Source organism: Amycolatopsis dendrobii (assembly GCF_014145675.1).
Classification (GTDB): domain Bacteria; phylum Actinomycetota; class Actinomycetes; order Mycobacteriales; family Pseudonocardiaceae; genus Amycolatopsis; species Amycolatopsis dendrobii.
The window spans coordinates 24,587-41,199 of the sequence record NZ_JACGZW010000020.1; the positions used below are offsets into that span (position 1 = coordinate 24,587).

14 protein-coding genes are annotated in these 16,613 nt (G+C 73.4%); 3 read left to right on the forward strand and 11 right to left on the reverse strand.

Going from position 1 to position 16,613, the window contains the following annotated elements; translation table 11 throughout:
- Positions 1–3 precede the first annotated feature (3 nt).
- The 9 genes from H4281_RS40740 to H4281_RS40780 form a co-directional block, all read right to left on the reverse strand.
- Positions 4–2,661 carry a cation-translocating P-type ATPase gene (locus tag H4281_RS40740; protein ID WP_182896189.1) on the reverse strand — a complete coding sequence of 886 codons (2,658 nt, stop codon included), beginning with the start codon at positions 2,659–2,661 and terminating at the stop codon, positions 4–6.
- A 22-nt stretch (positions 2,662–2,683) separates the two neighbouring features.
- Positions 2,684–3,310: a hypothetical protein gene (locus tag H4281_RS40745; protein ID WP_182896190.1), complete on the reverse strand. Its 627-nt coding sequence runs from the start codon at positions 3,308–3,310 to the stop codon at positions 2,684–2,686.
- Complete coding sequence (locus H4281_RS40750; RefSeq protein WP_182896191.1) at positions 3,307–3,699, reverse strand: hypothetical protein; 393 nt, start codon at positions 3,697–3,699, stop codon at positions 3,307–3,309. The genes H4281_RS40745 and H4281_RS40750 overlap by 4 nt, the downstream gene beginning before the upstream one ends.
- A complete protein-coding gene (locus H4281_RS40755) occupies positions 3,665–4,789 on the reverse strand; it encodes an acetate/propionate family kinase (RefSeq protein WP_182896192.1) in 1,125 nt (374 codons plus the stop codon). Before H4281_RS40755 ends, H4281_RS40750 begins: the two co-directional genes overlap by 35 nt.
- Before the next feature lie 21 nt (positions 4,790–4,810).
- Entirely contained in the window at positions 4,811–7,456 is a 2,646-nt protein-coding gene (locus H4281_RS40760) for a bifunctional acetate--CoA ligase family protein/GNAT family N-acetyltransferase (RefSeq protein WP_182896193.1), read from the reverse strand.
- Positions 7,457–7,518: 62 nt separating this feature from the next.
- Entirely contained in the window at positions 7,519–7,926 is a 408-nt protein-coding gene (locus tag H4281_RS40765) for an Hsp20/alpha crystallin family protein (protein WP_182896194.1), read from the reverse strand.
- A gap of 35 nt (positions 7,927–7,961) precedes the next feature.
- Positions 7,962–8,540, reverse strand: coding sequence for a flavodoxin domain-containing protein (locus H4281_RS40770; RefSeq protein WP_182896195.1), 579 nt, complete (start codon positions 8,538–8,540; stop codon positions 7,962–7,964).
- A gap of 23 nt (positions 8,541–8,563) precedes the next feature.
- The gene (locus tag H4281_RS40775) at positions 8,564–9,364 is read right to left on the reverse strand and encodes a universal stress protein (RefSeq protein ID WP_182896196.1); all 801 of its coding nucleotides are present in this window, start codon (positions 9,362–9,364) and stop codon (positions 8,564–8,566) included.
- Positions 9,361–9,540: a hypothetical protein gene (locus H4281_RS40780; protein ID WP_182896197.1), complete on the reverse strand. Its 180-nt coding sequence runs from the start codon at positions 9,538–9,540 to the stop codon at positions 9,361–9,363. Before H4281_RS40780 ends, H4281_RS40775 begins: the two co-directional genes overlap by 4 nt.
- A gap of 156 nt (positions 9,541–9,696) precedes the next feature.
- On the opposite strand from H4281_RS40780, the gene H4281_RS40785 reads away from it, so the two are divergent.
- Positions 9,697–10,851: a site-2 protease family protein gene (locus tag H4281_RS40785; protein WP_182896198.1), complete on the forward strand. Its 1,155-nt coding sequence runs from the start codon at positions 9,697–9,699 to the stop codon at positions 10,849–10,851.
- Here the strand turns inward: H4281_RS40785 and H4281_RS40790 are convergent.
- Together H4281_RS40790 and H4281_RS40795 are read right to left on the reverse strand one after the other, a co-directional pair.
- Positions 10,827–13,100: a heavy metal translocating P-type ATPase gene (locus tag H4281_RS40790; protein WP_182896199.1), complete on the reverse strand. Its 2,274-nt coding sequence runs from the start codon at positions 13,098–13,100 to the stop codon at positions 10,827–10,829. The two genes, H4281_RS40785 and H4281_RS40790, sit on opposite strands and share 25 nt — an antisense overlap.
- A 43-nt stretch (positions 13,101–13,143) precedes the next feature.
- On the reverse strand, positions 13,144–14,139 hold the full coding sequence (locus tag H4281_RS40795; protein ID WP_182896297.1) for a zinc-binding alcohol dehydrogenase family protein: 996 nt from the start codon (positions 14,137–14,139) through the stop codon (positions 13,144–13,146).
- 144 nt (positions 14,140–14,283) lie between these two features.
- Between H4281_RS40795 and H4281_RS40800 the strand changes: the two genes are divergently transcribed.
- Positions 14,284–14,601 (forward strand): hypothetical protein, encoded by a 318-nt coding sequence (locus tag H4281_RS40800; RefSeq protein ID WP_182896200.1) that lies wholly within the window; start codon positions 14,284–14,286, stop codon positions 14,599–14,601.
- Positions 14,602–14,607: 6 nt separating this feature from the next.
- Entirely contained in the window at positions 14,608–16,551 is a 1,944-nt protein-coding gene (gene ftsH / locus H4281_RS40805; protein ID WP_182896201.1) for an ATP-dependent zinc metalloprotease FtsH, read from the forward strand.
- Positions 16,552–16,613: the final 62 nt, after the last annotated feature.

Sequence of the window (16,613 nt, forward strand, 5' to 3'; positions counted from 1 at the left end):
TCCTCAAGAACGGCGGGTCAGGAGCCGGAACAGTTCGTCCGCGCCCCAGACCAGCACCGGCATCGGCACTAGCACCGCGTACACCCACGCGGGCAGCGCCGCGGTGCCGAAGACGTCCTGCAGCCAGGGCAGATAGATGAGCGCGGCGGCGAAAAGAAGTTCGAAGGCGATGCCGCCGAGCAGAAGCTTGTTGGTGCCCAGACCGATCGCCCGCAGCGACACCCGCTCGGTGCGGGCGGCGAACGCGGTTCCGATCTGGCAGAACACGATCGCTGCGAAGCTGGCCGTCGTGGCTTGGAGATAGGCGTGGTGCAGCGGCGAGCTGTCGGACACGTCCGCACCGGGATGCCAGCCCGCGGCGTACAGCACCGCGAAGTAGGCGCCGAGCACGAGCACGGCCGACAGCACTCCCATGATTCCCCAGGCCCGCAGGAGCATCCGGCCGGTCACCACGCCTTCGCGGCGGGAGCGCGGGCGGCGGGCCATCAGCCCGGGCTCGGCGGGTTCCCGGCCGAGGGCGAGCGCGGGCAGCGTTTCGGTGCCGAGGTCGATCGCGAGGATCTGCAACACCGTCAGCGGCAGCGGGATCGCGCCGCCGGAAATCGCGAACAGCAGGAACGGCAGCACTTCCGGCACCGCGTGCGCGAAGATGTAGAGCACGAACTTGCGGACGTTGTCGAACACCCGGCGGCCCTCGCGGACCCCGGCGACGATGGTCGCGAAATTGTCGTCGGTCAGTACGACGGTCGCGGCTTCCTTCGCGACATCGGTGCCGCCGACGCCCATCGCCACCCCGATGTCGGCCCGCCGCAGCGCCGGCGCGTCGTTCACCCCGTCGCCGGTCATCGCGACGACCTCGCCGCAGTCGCGCAACGCGTCGGCGATGCGGAGTTTGTCCTCCGGCGCGGCGCGGGAGAACACCACCTCGTCGCCGCCGACGAGCACCGAGTCGAGGTCCGGCTCCGGCATCCGCGCGAGCGCGGCGCCGTCCACCACCCGGTCGGCGCCAATGCCCACCCGGCGGGCGATCTCGGCCGCGGTCAGCCCGTTGTCCCCGGTCACGACGTGCACCGTGATCCCGGCGGAATGGCAGTCCGCCACCGCGTCGGCGACCTCGGGACGAGGCGGGTCGACCAGGCCGACGAAGCCGAGCAGGCACAACCCGTCCTCCGCTTCGGCCCGGCTGCCCGGGATCGCCGGTGCGTCCCGCCGGGCCACGGCCAGCACTCGCAGCGCGCGCCCGGCCATGCTGTCGACCAGCGCGGACAGCCGCGCCCGCCGGTCCGCGGTCAGCTCCGCTCCGCCCAGTTCCGTGCTGCACAACGGCAGCACCTGCTCGGGCGCGCCCTTCACCGCGACGACGAGTCCGCCGTCCACTAGGTCCACTGTGGACATTCGCTTGAGCCGGGGATCGAACGGGTACAACGCTTTCCGGGCGGCCTCGCGGGCGCTCGTGGTGACGTTCTGGCCATGGTCATCGGCGAATCGCAGCAGCGCGAGTTCGGTCGGGTCGCCGGAGCCGCCGGCCACATCCGCGGTGCTGCACCGGGCGAGCACGGCGGCGGTTTCGCGCGGGTGCGCGGATTCCGCCCCGTCCGGGCCGCGCAGTTCCTCCACTCGCATCGAGTTCTGGGTCAGCGTGCCGGTTTTGTCGGTGCAGATGACGGTGGTCGAACCCAGCGTCTCCACCGCCGACAGCCGTTTCACGAGCGCGCCCGCTTTCGCCATCGACCGCACCCCGGCCGCCAGCGCGAGCGTGATCGTGGGCAACAGGCCCTCGGGCACGTTCGCCACCAGCAAGCCGATCGCGAACACGAAGGCGGCCGACCACGACAGTCCGGCAGCCACGCCGAGCGGCAGGAACCCGACGCCGACCACCACCGCGACCCCGGCGATCAGCCACGCGACCCGCCGCACCTGCCGCTCCAGCGGGCTTTCCTCGCGGCCGATCCGGGCCGACAGCGACGCGATCCGGCCGATTTCGGTGCGTCGCCCGGTCGCGTGCACCACCGCCCGCGCCGAACCCGCGACACAGACAGTGCCGCTGAAGACCAGCACCGGGGAGTCGAGCGCGCGGTCGGCGTCGTCCGCGGCATCGGCGGTCCGGGTCACCGGGGCCGACTCGCCGGTGAGCATCGACGCGTCGACGTCCACGGTGCCCTCGATCAGCCGCGCGTCCGCCGGGACCCGATCGCCTTCGGCGAGCAGGACGATGTCGCCGCGGACCAGTTCGGCCGATTCGAGATGCGCGACCAGTCCGTCGCGCAGCACGGCGCTGCGCTCCGGCAGGTACTTGCCGAGCGCTTCGACCGCGCGTTCGGCTTGCTGCTCCTGGAAGAACGCGAGCAGGCCGTTCAGGATGATCACCCCGACGATCGCGATCGCCAGGTTGGTGGTGCCCGCGAACCACGCCAGCCCGGCCGCGACCCACAGCAGCAGGGCGAGCGGGTGGACCAGCTGGCGCAGCAAAGCCAGCGGCCACTGCCTGCCGCCCTTGTGCGGCAGCTCGTTCGGCCCGTAGGCCTGCAGCCGCCGGGCCGCCTCGCGGCTGGTCAGACCGCCCGGCACGGAACGGAGATCGCGCAGCAGCAGGCCGATCGGCTCCCGTGCGTCGATGTCCGGCTCCGCGGTCGCGGGCGGCGGGCGAAGATGCGTGGTCATCGGACTCCTTCAGCTCTCGAAGTCAGCTCTCGAACACCAGGACGACCGCCTGCGGCGCGCGGCCCTGGTTCCCGGGGCGCACCTCAGTCGTCAACCCGCGGACCGCGGCGGCGACCCGCAGCGAATGGGCCGCCGCGCCCACCAGAACCCGGTCGACGCAGCTGTCGCCGTCGGCTGTCACCGCGAGGCCGGGGCTGCCCGCGTGCGGCGTCACCTGGGTGCGCGGCCACGGGTTCTCCCCCGCCAGCCCGGCGAGCACCGCCGGGTCCTCGACCGGCACCGCCCGGCCGCGCGGCGGCCCGGCGACCGCGCGCAGGGCGAGATACCGCTCCCAGTCGCTCGTGGTCGCCGGATCGTCCGCGCCCGGGGTCACCGCCGCCACGACGTCCGGGCGGCCCGGATCGCACGGAAACGACAGCACCGGACGGATTCCCAGCCCCCGCAGCACGATCCAGGCCGCGGACAGCGCGGTGCCGCATCCGGCGAGCACGTGGCGTCCGCCGGGATCGTGCCGGAGCCTGCCGACGCGAGCGATCGCCAGCTCGCCGGTCCGGGTCTCGACCACGAACCGGCGCACGTCCAGCCGCGCCAGCGCGTCGACGAGCACCGCCCGCGTGCAGCGGTCCCAGGCGAACGCGACGTCGGTCATCTGCCCGCTCCCGCAGGCGCCAGGGACGCCGCCCGGCACGTGGCCAGCAAACTCGCGGCGTCGGTGACGGTGACCCGGTCCTCTAGCCCCGCGGGCACGGTCACCGGCAGGCCCGGTTCCGGCGGGACCAACGCGACCGGGACGAGCGCCCGCAGCGCGCACACGACGCCGTACTCCCGCGCGGTGATCTCGTCCCCGGAGCCGCGGACGTCCACGGCGAGCACCGGCGGGTCGGCGCGGTCGTCGAGCGGGCACGAGGTCCCCGGCCCGAGGGCGAGGCAGATCCCTTCCCGCGAATGGCACCGGCTGACCCGGCACCCGTTGTCCCGCAACGGCCCGCTGAGCGCGTCGCAGTCACCGAACTTCGCTTCGGTCAGCAGTACGTGCACGGTGCACCTCACTTCCCAGATCCGCGAGCACGGCTTCCGCGCCGCGGGCGAGTTCCAGGTCTTCCCGGGCGCGGACGACCAGCACCGGCACCGCCGAGCCCGCCGAGCTGATCACCCGGTCCGCATCGGACTGCGCGAGTTCTCCGACCCGCACCCCCAGCACCCCGAGACCGTGCGCGACCTCGGCGACCGTCTCCGGCTGGTAGTGCGCGACCCCGCCGGTGAACACCAAAGCGTCCAGCCGGCCGAGGCTGACCGCGGCCGCGCCGATCTCCCGGCGGAGACGGTGGACGTAGACCTCGACCGCCAGCGCGGCATCGGCGTTCCCGGCCGCGGCGGCCGCCCGCACCTCGCCGAGATCGCCGCTCGTCCCGCTCATCCCGGCGAGCCCGGACCGCAGGCACAGCGCGTCGGCCAGCTCGTCGGGTCCCATCGGCGCGGTTTTCATCACGTGCAGCAGCAATCCCGGGTCGATCGAGCCCGACCGGGTGGCCATCGCGGGTCCTTCCAGCGGGGTGAATCCCATCGACGTGTCCACGCTCCGCCCGCCGCGCACCGCGGTCACCGACACTCCGGCTCCGACGTGCGCACAGACCAGTTGCAGCTCATCGACCGGCCGCCGCAGCAACTCCGCCGTCCGGCGCACCGCGTACTGCACCGACAAACCGTGGAAACCGTAGCGGCGCAACCGGTTCTGCCGCGTCCATTGGCGCGGCAGCGGATAGTGCGCGGCCGCGTCGGGCAGGTTCGCGTGGAACGCGGTGTCGAAGCAGGCCACCACCGGCACACCCGGCAGCAGGTCCCGGACCTGCCGGGCGACGTCCAGCGACAGCGGCTGGTGAATCGGAGCCAGCGGGACGAGCCGGTCGAGATTCGCCACCACCCGGTCGGTCACCAGCACCGGGCTCTTCTGCGTCCCGCCGTGGACGAACCGGACCGCCACCGCGTCCGGCAGCGGCCAGCGCTCCACGGCATCGACGACCGCACGCGACATTTCGCTCTGCCAAGCCGCCCAGCCCACCGCGACGCCGTCGTGCACGACCGCCGCCTTCAGGCTGGACGAACCGGGGTTCAGGGTCAGGATTCGCACTGGGTTCTCCTCGTGGTCGCCTCAGCCGGACAGCTTGCGCAGGTACGGGTCGGCGGGCTTCCGGCGCTCCAGCCGGACCCGGACGTCGAGCGCGGCGCAGCCGTCCGCCCGCGCCGCGACCGGATTCAGGTCCAGCTCCGCCAGCTCCGGCACGAGCGTCGCCAGCCGGCCGGTCTTCAGCAGCAGTTCGCGCACCGCGGCCCGGTCGATCCCGGACGCCCACAGCGCCTCGGCCGAGCGAAGGCCGTCGAGCAGCAGGTCCGCGTCCGGCCCGGTGAGCGGGGCGAGCCGCGCGGCCCGGTCGGCCACCAGGTCGGTGTCGACCCCGCCCAGCCCGAACACGACCAGCGGCCCGAACACCGGGTCCGACCGCACGCCGACGAGCAGTTCACGGCCTCGGTCGGCCATCGGCTGGATCACCACGCCGCGCAGTCCCGGACCGAATCGCGTCAGCAGCAGCCGGTACGCGTCCCGCGCGCCGAGCGGTCCGTCGACGCCGAGCAACACGCCGCCGCCCGCGGACTTGTGCAGCAGCCCCTCGGCGTCCGCCTTCACCGCGAGCGGGCCGTCGAATTCCTCCGCCGCGCCAACGGCTTCGGTCTCGTCGCGGGCGTAGCGGGTCGGCACCAACGGGATTCCCGCGAGCCGGAGCAGTTCCGCCGCGGCGGCCGGCGCCATCCAGCCCTCGCGCTCCGCCGCTCGTGCTGTCGCGAACTCCCGCACCGCAGCGGCGTCGATCTCCGGCAGCGGCGAGGCATCCGTCTTGGGCCGGGCGAGCCACTCGGCGTACTCGGCCTGCCGGGCGAGCACAAGCGCGGCGGTCGCCGGGTCGTCGTAGCAAGCGGTGACCGCGGGTCCGTCCGCGCACAGCGGCGACACCCGTTCCCGTTGTCCCGGCCGGACCGCGAGCACGGTCTTGTCCGCGCCCGGCAGCACGTCGGCTAGCGCGGCCGCGGGGTTCCCGACCGCGGTCGGCACCGTCGCCGCGATGACCGCGTCGACGCCGGGGTCGGCGAGCACGATCTGCAGCGCCTGCCCGAATTTCTCCGCCGGAACCGCGGCCGTCGTGTCGACCGGGTTGTGCACCGCGGCCTCGGCGGGCAGCAGCTCGCGCAGGCCTTCCGCCGTCTCCGCGGACAAGCTCGCCATCGTGAGGCCTTCTCGCTCGCACGCGTCGGCCGCGAGGACCCCGGCCCCGCCCGCGTTGCTCAGCACGGCGATACGCCTGCCGCGCGGAAGCGGTTGCCAGGAAACACCTGCGAGCACATCCACCAGTTCGGCGACCGTGTCGACGGCGATGATGCCCGCCTGCGCGTAAAGCGCGTCGCGGGTCACCGCAGGCGTCGCCGCGGCGGCCGTGTGCGAAGCAGCGGCGCGCTGGGCGGTCCCGCCGCTTCCGGCCCGCACCGCGAGCACCGGCCTGGTCCGCGCCAGCCGCGCCGCCAGCCGGGAGAATTTGCGGGGATTGCCGAAGGATTCGAGGTACAGCACCACGAGCTCGGTGCGCCGGTCGCTCGCCCACCACAGCAGCAGGTCGTTGCCGCTGACGTCGTATTTGTCGCCGGTGGAGACCAGCGAGGAAAGCCCGAGGCCGAGGCCGGTCAGCGCCTCGACGAGCGCGATCCCGACGCCGCCGGACTGGGTCGCGACGCCGATGTTCCCGGCCCGCGGACGGCGGGCGAGGAAGGTCGCGTCGACCGGGCAGGACGGATCCGTCGAGAGCACGCCGAGGCAGTTCGGTCCGACCAGCCGCATGCCGTGCCTGCGCACCGCTTCCCGGACGCGCGCGCCCGCTGCGGTCCCGGTCAGCCCGGACGAAACGACGACCGCCGCGGCCACGCCGCGTTTGCCGCATTCCTCCACCGCGTCCGCGGCGGCCTCCGCCGGAAGGCAGATCACCGCCAGTTCGGGAGTCCCGGCCAGGTCCGCGACCGACGGTACGCAGCGCACGCCGAGGATCTCTTCCGCCACCGGGTGCACGACCTCCACCGAACCCGGAAAGCCGCTGGCCGCCAGGTTCGCGAGGACCGCGTGCCCCACCGACCCGGCCCGCCTGCCCGCGCCGATCACCACGACCGACGCCGGACGCAGCAGGTGCGCCAGGCTCGCCGCTTCGGCGACCTCGTCGCGGCGGGCGAACGCGTCCGGATAACCGTCCTCGCCGTCGAGCCAGATCGTCACCGACCATTCCGGGCCCTCGTGGTCGATCTCGTACCGCAGGCCGAGTTCGGCGAACACCCGGATCACCTTCGCGTTCTCGGCCAGCACCTCCGCGACGAACCGGCTGATCCCGTTCGCCCGCGCCGCCGCGGCGAGGTGTTCGATCAGCAGCGTCGCGATTCCGTGCGTGCGCTGATTCCCGTCGACGACGAGCGCGATCTCGGCATCGGCGGTGTCCCCGATCCGTTCGCAGTGCGCGACTCCGGCCAGCGTCCCGTCGAGAAAGCAGCCGACGGCCAGGTGGCATTCGCCAGGCGCCGAGGTGATCTCCGCCGCCAGCTTGTCCACAGTGGACGGAAGCGGCCCGAAGAAGCGGAAATAGCGATCCCGCTCCCCGAGGCCGGTGTGCAGCCGCAGCACGGCCTCGGTGTCGGCCGGTCCGAGCGGACGCACGAGGCCGACCTGTCCGTCGGCCAGCAGCACCCGGGCGGGCTGGTCCGCGCTCATCGGAGCTCCTTTCCGCACGAGGCGGCGGGCACGGCCGCGACCGCGCCCGCCGCCACCGGGCGTCATGCCTTGTCGACGTGGATGGTGACCTGCTTCTCGTGCGGCTGCTGCGCCAGCGGCATCGAGATCTCGAGGATGCCGTCGGTGTACTTCGCGGCGATCTTGGCGGCCTCGGCCCCTGCGGGCAGGCCCACCGTGCGGCTGAACTTGCCGTAGTAGAACTCGCTGCGGCCGCCGTCGTTCTTCTTCGCTTCGCGCTCCGCCTCGATGGTCAGCAGGCCGTCGTGCGTCGTCACGGTGATGTGCTTGTCCGGGTCGAACCCCGGCAGCTCGGCCCGCACCGTGTACTTGCCGTCCTCAGTGGACTCCTCGATCCGCACCGGGTTGTGCTCCGTGAACGGCCAAGGGTGGTCGAGCCAGGCGGCGATGCTCGGCAGCGCCATCCGGGATCCAGGCAACAGTGACGTCATTGCGCACTCCTCTCTTCGCGAACGGTGTCGCACCTTCATGCAACTCCGGGCGCCCGGCGCGGCGACGCGGCCGGATTGCCTGAAGGCGATGGACGAAGGTCACCGGCCAGTGCACTCAGCTCGCGCGCGACGGCGCGGCCCCAGGCGCGGATCACCGGCCAGTCGCGGTTGTCGCCGTCGCGCACCCGCAAGGCCGCGGCCATCGCGCGTTCCGGGAACCGCAGCAGGGACCGGTCGAGCCTGCCGCCGAACAGCCGGTGTTCCCTGGCGCCGCTGCGGGCCAGCACCTCGGTGACGTCCACCGGGTCCTCCCCGGGTTTGGTCCGCTCTCCGACCGGCCCGCTGGAGAACAACCACACGGGGATGCGCGCCAGCTCGTCCTGATGCTCGCGCACCAAGGTCCGGGCGGGCTCCAGCCAGTGTCCGAGGTAGACCGCGCTGCCGAGCACCGCCGCGTCGCAGCCGTCGAACGACGTGACGCTGCCCGCGTCCGCCACGACGACCTCGGCGGTCGTGCCCGCGCCGGCGAGCTCGCCGCGCAGCGACGCCGCGATCTGCTCCGCGATCTCGCGAGTCGCCCCGTGCCGGGTCGCCACCGCGACAACGATTCTCATGAGACTCCGTCCTTCCGTCGTGTTCAGCGGGCGACCACGACCGGGCAGGACGCGTGCGCCAGCAGCCCATTGCCGGTGGAGCCGAGCAGGCCGCCCGCGACCGGTCCGCGACCGCGGCTGCCCACGACGACCAGCCGTGCGCCGGGGGAAATGCCCGCGAGCGCCCGGCCCGCCGAACGCGCCCGCAGCGCGCGGACCCGCACCGGAACCGCCGGGTATTTCCGGGACCACGCTTCGACCTGCTCCCCGACGCCGCTTTCCCGGTCGTCGTCGTGCCGCACGTGCACTGCCTCCACCACAGCTCGGTGCACATCAGCGGTTTCGAAAGCGAAAGCCAGCGCGCGCTCGCTGCCGCCGGAATCGTCGACCCCGACCACCACCGGCCCTTCCGGATCCGCGTACCCGCGCACGACCGCCACCGGGCACCGGGCGGACGCCGCCACGCTGAGCGCCACTGAACCGGTGACCCCTCCCCGCACGCCGGCCGCTCTGGGCGAGCCCAGAACCAGCAGCCCGGCCTCGGCCGACTGCGCGGCCAGCAGACCCGCGGCGGCCCCGAGCCGGAGACACATCCGCACGCGGACTTCGGGCACCGCGCGGCGCGCCTCGTCGGCCGCCTGGCGCAGGAGGCGATACCCGGGTTCGAGCAGCAAATCCGTGCCTGCGGGCGGTTTCCCGTGCGGCATCAGGTCCGGGTCGGCGAACAGTTCGGCGCGGAAGACCACCAGTCCGCTGCCGCGCGGACGGGCCTGCGCCGCCGCCCATCGCACGGCGGCCAGCGACTCCGCCGATCCGTCGACCCCGGCGACCACCGGCGGAATCATCGGGGCGGCTCTGGCGCCGATTCCGGGACGACGTCGCGTTCGTTCTCGCTGGCCGCCCGTTGTTCCTCGGCGAGCAGGTACCGCCGCATCGCCGGGCCGTGTTTGCCGTGCTGCCCGCGCTCCGCGACGCTGCGCCGGGCCTCCTCCTCGATCAGCGCTTTCTCCTTCTCGTCCATCGCGTGCCTCCTCCGAGCCGGGTCTCTGAGCCGACGCTATGGCCGCGCCGGCCCCGGTCGCTGCGGGCGGACGTCCGCGCCGGCGGAGTCTTTGGTCCCGGGGCGAGAGGCGCTGCGGCCCTGCCGCCCGTGCCTGCTCGGCGGGAGATTCGGGCTATGACATCCGCGACTTTCCCGCTGGGCCGCATCGCCGGAATCCGCGTCGGCGCGCACTGGTCCGTGCTGATCGTGATGGGTCTGCTGGCCGATCTCCTCGCGACAACTGTCCTTCCGCTCGGCGCCCGCGGTTCGCCGGTCGCGGTCAACTGGACGGTCGCCGCGGCGAGCGCGCTGGTGTTCCTGGCATCGCTGCTCGCGCACGAGCTGTGCCACGCCCTCGTCGCGCGGCATTACGGACTCCGGGCGGAACGCATCACCCTGTGGTTGCTCGGCGGCGCCGCGGAGCTGCCCGAGGAACCGCCGACCCCGCGCTCCGCACTGCTCATCGCGGCGGCAGGCCCGGCCGCGAGCTTGGTCGTCGGCGGCGGCTTCCTCGGGGCGGGCGCGCTCGCCTCGCCGGTGCTGCCCGCGGTGGTCACCGTGGCGCTCACCTGGCTCGGCTGGGCCAACGGCGTGCTCGCGGTCTTCAACCTGCTGCCGGGAACACCGCTGGACGGCGGGCGCATCCTGGAGGCCGTAGCGTGGCGGCTGACCGGGAACCGGACCCGTGCCCGGCGCATCGCCGCTGCGGGCGGCCAAGTGCTCGCGAGCGCGCTCGCTGCCTTCGGCGCCTGGCAAATCCTGGCGCTGGGCACGCTTTCCGGCCTGTGGATGATCGCCATCAGCTGGTTCCTCGCCGTCGCCGCGCGCGCGGAGCTCTCCGCCGCCCCGCTGCGCCAGCTCCTTTCCCGGCTCCGGCTCCGCGACGTCATGAGCACCGACCCGGTCACCGCGCCCGGCTGGTACACCGTGCAGGGCTTCCTCGACCAGGCCGCGCACACGCGCTTCCGGACCTTCCCGGTGGTGACCTTCACCGGAACCCCGGTCGGCGCCGTCAGTCTTTCCGCACTGTCCCGGGTGCCGGAAACCGAGCGGACCGCGACGCGGCTGGAGGACATCTGCGTCAAACCGCCCGCCTGCCTGATCGCCGGGCCGGACACGCCCCTGTCCGAGGTGCTCAGCAGCGTGCGGCTGCGTCCTGGGCAGGACCTGGTGCTCGTCGTCGGACACGGCGCACTCGTCGGAGTCGCCGCACCGGGCGACCTCGCCCAAGCCCTCGAACTCGCCGGGCTCGGCATCCGGCCCGCTCACGACGCCGGCAGCGTGAAATAAGCCTCTTCCTCCTGCGCGAAATGCAGGGTCAGCACCGCGTCCAGCCCGTACAGCGTCGCACGCAGATCGTCGACCTGATCCGCCTGGATCCCCGACGGCGACTCCGCCAGGTGCCGCTCCAGCCGCCGCGTCAGCCGGGCGATCTCGGCGTGTGCGCGGCTCATCGGCACTGTGCTTTCCGGACCGCCCAGTGCACTGGCCAGCGCCGGGTACAGCTCGGTCTCCTCCGCCGTCTCGTGCGGCAGGACTTGCCCGAGCAGGACGTCGCAGGCGTGGCGGACGGCCCGATCCGCCGCCGGGACCGGTCCGTCGGCCAGTGCGTCCGCGGCCTGCCGGATCGCCAGCAGCGCGGGGCGGAGCCGCTCGTGCTCGGCCTCGAAGCGATGGACCAGCTGGGCGGGCGCCGGAGCGGCGATCGCGGGCACCCGCAACGCACGCAAGGCATTGAGGATGACCGCGACGTCAATGCCTTCCTGCACGACCGCGCCCCAGACCGGTGTCAGGAAACCGGTCGCGGCGGCAGCCATCGCCGCCAGCGACAGAGCCACTCCGGCCACCGCGCTCTGCACTGCCAGCCGCCGCGCGCGCCGGGCGATCTCCGCGGCGTCGGCGAGCCGGTCGAGCCGGTCGTCCAGGATCACCGCGTCGGCCGCCTGCGCCGCTGCCGTCGCACCCCGGGATCCCAGCGCGACGCCGACGTCCGCGGCGGCGAGCGCCGGAGCGTCGTTGACCCCGTCGCCGGTCATCACTACGAGCCCCTCGGCCCGAGCCGCGGAAACCGCCGCGAGCTTCTCCGCCGGGGTGACCTCCGCCTGGACGCGGTCGAGGCCGAGCAAAGCAGCCACTTCCCGCGCGTTGTCGACCCGATCGCCGGTGAGCAGCCCGATCGTGGTGATCCCCGCCGCCCGCAGCCGGCGCGTCGTGCGGGCGGCGTCGGGGCGGACCCGGTCCTTCGCCAGCAGCGCCGCCACCGGCTCGCCGTCTTGTTCCACCCACAGCACGGTCGCCAGGTCGAGCCGTCCCCGGCGTGCCGCACTGCGCGCCCACGACGGCGTCTGCTGGTCAGCGGTCAGCCTGCCCACCCGGACCAGGTGTCCCCCGACGCGTCCGCGGACCCCGGAGCCGGGCACCTCGCCGACCTCCGCGGCGGGGACGCGTTCGATCCCGGCCGATTCCGCCGCCCGCACCACAGCCGCGGCCAGCACGTGCGGCGAGTAGTACTCGACGCTCGCGGCCAGCCGGAGCACGTCCTCGGCGGTGCGTCCCGGAGCGCACACCACGTCGGTCACCTCGGGCCGCCCGGCGGTGATCGTGCCGGTCTTGTCCATGAGCAGCACCCGGGCCCGGCCGAGCGATTCCAGCGCCGCGCCGTCCTTGACCACGACCCCTGCCCGCGCCGTCCGCGACATGCCCGCGGTCACCGCGATCGGCACCGCGAGCAGCAGCGGGCACGGAGTCGCCGTCACCAGCACCGCGACGGCGCGCGTCACGTCGCCGCTCAGCAGCCAAGCCGCACCGGCCATCAGCAACGCGGCGGGCAAGAAATAGACCGCGGCCCGATCCGCCAGCCGGGCGACGGGCGCGCTCTGCGCTGCCGCCGACTCCGCCAGCCGCACCACTCCGGCGTAAGTGCTCTCGTCCGCGCTCGCCGCCGCCGTGATCTCCACGGCGGCGCCGGCGTTCACCACTCCGCTGCGGACCGCGTCTCCGGCCGGACGGGCGACCGGGAGCGGTTCGCCGGTGAGCGCGGACTCGTCGAACACCCCCGCGGCCGGGAGCCTCCCGTCGACCGGCACGACCTCGCCCGGCAGAACGACCACCGTGTTCCCCGCGGCCACTTCGCCCGCCGGAATCTCGCGAAGGTCGTCTCCGGACCGCACGTGCACGGTCTGCGGCACCCGGTCCAGCAGCGCGGTCAAGTCCCGCGCGGCCCGGCGCTGTGCCCGCGATTCGAGCACCCGCCCGGTCGCGACCATCACCGCGACCACCGCGCCCGCGAGAAACTCGCCCACCGCGAGGGTCGAGGCGAGCGCGAGCACCGCCAGCGAATCCGCGCCCCAGCGCCGATGGCGCAGATCCTCGGCCACCCACCAGAGCGCGGGCGCCAGCGCGACCGCGGTCGCCGCCGCCCAGCAGCCGCCGGAGCCGGGTGTTCGCGACAGCCAGAGAATTCCCCCGGCGAGCAACAGCGCGGCGACCGCGACGAGCAGCACCGCTTCGCCCGGCAGCTGATTCCGCCACCGTGTCATGACGCCTCCCCGGCGATTCCGTTCTGGTCCACTGTGGACAGATTCAGTCGGCGTGCAGGACGGCGGCACCGGTGACCCGGTCCGCCGCCAGATCCGCCAACGCCTCCGCAGCCGCGGACAGCGGATAAGACATCGTCCGGACGTGCAGCCGGTGCGCTCCCGCGAACTCGAGGAACTCCCGCGCGTCCGCTCTCGTGTTCGCGGTGACGCTGCGCACCTGCCGCTCCTGGAAGAGATGGCGCTGGTAATCCAGCACGGGAATCTCCGAGAGATGGATCCCCGCGATCGAGAGCGTGCCGCCGCGGTCCAGCGCCGCCAGAGCGACCGGCACCAATTCCCCGGCTGGGGCGAAGAGGATCGCGGAATCCAGCGGCTCCGGCGGCGCCTCGGCCGCGTCGCCCGCCGACGCGGCGCCGAGTTCGAGCGCCAGCTTCCGCGCTTCCGGACTGCGGGTCAGCACGTGCACTGTCGCCCCGCGGGCGAGCGCGACTTGCGCGGCGAGGTGCGCGCTGCCGCCGAAACCGTAGATACCCAGCCGTCCTCCGTCAGGGACCTGGGCCCGCCGCAACGCGCGATAGCCGATCACGCCGGCGCACAGCAGCGGAGCGAGCTCTTCGTTTGAGTACCCGGCCGGCAGCCGATGCGCGTACGCAGCCGAGACGACGGCGTACTCCGCGTAGCCGCCGTCGGCGTCCCAGCCGGTGTACCGCGACTCCGGGCACAAGTTCTCCCTCCCGGACCGGCAATAGCGGCACACGCCGCAGGTACCGCGCAACCACGCGATGCCGACCCGGTCCCCCGCCTCGAATCCGCCCGCCCGCGGCGCGACCACCTCGCCGACGACCTCATGGCCCGGCACCACGCCCGCCCGGTGCACCGGCAGATCGCCCTCGGCCACGTGCAGATCGGTGCGGCACACGCCGCACACGCGCACCCGCACCAGCAGTTCGCCGTCACGGGGCTCCGGGACCGGCATCCGCTCCCGCACCAGCGGTCCGCCCGCCATCGGTCCGGGCGCGCGCACCCGCCAGCCTCGCATTTCCGCCGTCATCGCGGCTCCTCTCGTCCGGCGTGCCCGGTCCAGCATGTCGCCGGGCCGGGCGCCGAACGACGTCCGCAGGTCCCGCCCGCCGGGGACATTAGGCTCTTCTCGCCCGGTGCCGTCGTTGCGCAGAGTCGTCCCATGACTGCTCCCGCGCGGCGCCGGCTCGCCGCGTCCGGTGTCCTCCTGGCGCTGATGCCTGCCCTCGCCGCTTGCGCGGCCCGCGCCGACGCCCTCGCCGAACCCGGTCTGAGCCCGGGGTTCTGGCTGGGGCTCTGGCACGGGTTCATCTGCCCGATCACCTTCCTCGTGTCGTTGTTCAACGACCACGTCGGCATCTACGAGGTGCGCAACAACGGGCATCTCTACGACCTCGGTTTCGTCGTCGGCGCCGTGCTCGTCGCCAGCGTCTTCCACGGGCCCGCACACGCCCGGCGGCGCCGCCGCAGGGGCGAGTAGGCCCGGATGTCGCGCACCGCCCGCCCCGGGCCGCCTCCGGACCCGCCCCCGCACCAGCCCGAAGAACGCCACTACGGCGGACTCATCGGGCTCCTGCTCACCGCCGCCGTCATGGTGACCGTGGTGCTCATCGCCGGTCCGTCGCTGTGGACCTCGTCGGTCCCGGCGCTCGCCTACACCGAACTTCTGTCCAAAGTGGACGCAAATCAGGTCGCCGCGGTCACGGTCGGCGGCGACGGCGCGGTCTCCGGGAACTTCCGCGACGGCGGCAAGTTCACCAGCCAGCTCCCCACCGCGCTGGGCGATCCGCGGCTGGCGGAGAAACTGCGCGAAAAGAACGTCCCCGTCACCGGCACGAAGACCAGCAGCGGGGATTCGATCGCCACCACGCTGCTGGCCTATCTGCCCATCCTGCTGATCTTCGGCCTCCTCTGGTGGGCGGGCCGCCGGGCCCAGCGCACCCTCGCCGCGGGCGGTCCGGGCGGGCTCGGCGGCATCGGCGGGTTCGGCCGGTCGAAGGCCAGGATCATCGAAGCGCAACGACCGGACACCCGCTTCGCCGATGTCGCCGGATACGAAGGGGTGAAGCAGGAGATCGCCGAGGTCGTCGACTTCCTGCGCGATCCCTCGCGTTACGCCGCCGCCGGGGCGAAAGGGCCGCGCGGGGTGCTGATGGTCGGGCCGCCGGGCACCGGCAAGACGCTGCTCGCCCGCGCGGTGGCCGGCGAGGCGAGCGTGCCGTTCCTGTCGATCACCGGGTCGGCGTTCGTGGAGATGTTCGTCGGCGTCGGCGCCTCCCGCGTGCGCGACCTGTTCTCCGAAGCCCGCGACCGCGCGCCGTCGATCATCTTCATCGACGAGATCGACGCCGTCGGCAGCCGTCGCGGCATCGGCGGCACCGGCGGGCACGAGGAACGCGAGCAGACCCTGAACCAGCTGCTGGCCGAAATGGACGGTTTCGACCAGAGCAGCGGCACCGTCGTGCTCGCCGCGACCAACCGGCCGGAAACCCTCGACCCGGCGCTGCTGCGGCCCGGCCGGTTCGACCGGCAGGTCACCGTGCCGTTGCCGAATCAGGCCGAACGCGCGTCGATTCTCGCGGTCCACATCAACGGAAAGCAGCTCGCCCCGGACGTCGACCTGACGGTGGTCGCGCGCGGCACTCCCGGGTTCTCCGGCGCCGATCTGGCCAACCTCGTCAACGAGGCGGCGATCAACGCCGTGCGGGACGACCGCACCGTACTGACCGCGGACGACCTCGCGACCGCGCGCGACCGCGTCCTGCTCGGCCGCCGCGACGCGTCGAACGCGCTGCTGCCCGAAGAACGCCGATCTGTCGCCGTGCACGAGGCCGGGCACGCTCTCGTCGCGGCGCTGTGCGAGCACGCCGACCCGGTGGCGAAGGTGACGATCCTGCCCGCCGGCCTGGCGCTCGGCGCCACCGAGCAACTGCCGGAGGCCGAGCGGCGGCTCTACTCCGAGAGCTACCTCGCCGATCTGCTCGCGGTGCGGCTGGGCGGACGCGCGGCTGAACTGGTCGTGCTGGGCGAAGCGTCGACCGGCGCGGCCAACGACCTCGCCAGCGCCACCGCGGTGGCCGCGAAAATGGTCACCGAGTTCGGTCTTTCCCCTGCGCTCGGCCCGATCGGATACAGCCGCGGCGGTGCCCCGGGGGTCGCAAGCGACGGCCCGGAACTGCTCGGCCGACCGTACTCCGAACAAACGCAACGGGTGGTGGACCGGGAAATCGCTCGCCTGGTGCGCGAGGCGGAAGCCCGGGCGGTGGCGCTGCTCGAACAGCATCGCGACGCACTCGGCAGGCTCGCGGAGCGGCTGCGCGAAGAGGAGACCGTCGACGGGACAGTCGTCCAGGCAGTCCTTCGGTCCGCCGCGAACGGGCAGTCCGTGCCCGCGATCTCGGCCGAGCCTCGGGACGCGGCACCGCGATAGGTGCCGATCCGGTGGCCAAAGTCCCCGGACAGCACAGAAAACCGCCCGTCGCCGCCAGCTGG